The sequence below is a fragment of the Parendozoicomonas verongulae genome (assembly GCF_009711465.1).
Taxonomy (GTDB): Bacteria; Pseudomonadota; Gammaproteobacteria; order Pseudomonadales; family Endozoicomonadaceae; genus Sansalvadorimonas; species Sansalvadorimonas verongulae.
This window is the reverse complement of the sequence record NZ_SMME01000091.1, coordinates 1-249: the sequence shown is the minus strand read 5'-3', so window position 1 is coordinate 249 and position 249 is coordinate 1. Positions and strand designations below refer to the sequence as shown.

Annotated in this window: 1 protein-coding gene; it reads right to left on the bottom strand. The window is 47.8% G+C overall.

Annotation, left to right across the window (positions count from 1 at the left end; all coding sequences use genetic code 11):
• A partial coding sequence (locus E1189_RS21985) for a hypothetical protein (RefSeq protein WP_196220784.1) occupies nucleotides 1-249 on the bottom strand: 249 nt, incomplete at both ends.

The window sequence follows — 249 nt, the reverse complement described above, 5'->3', positions numbered from 1 at the left end:
AACTGTCATCGTAAGGCATCGTCAGTCCAGCGACATTGATCCTGCGCCCCAGGAACCAATCCCCCTTACGGTAATGGTCACCATAAATAAAGAGATCCGCAAATACCTGGCTTGATCCGGGCAGCTCAAATAAATGATCAACCGGCTCAAGTGCGTGGCCAATTTCATGAAGCAGAAGGTCAAAAACCACGGAATCATTCGGATCAATCCATCGGAATGGATTATCAAAACCAAGCCAGCGCAGCATAA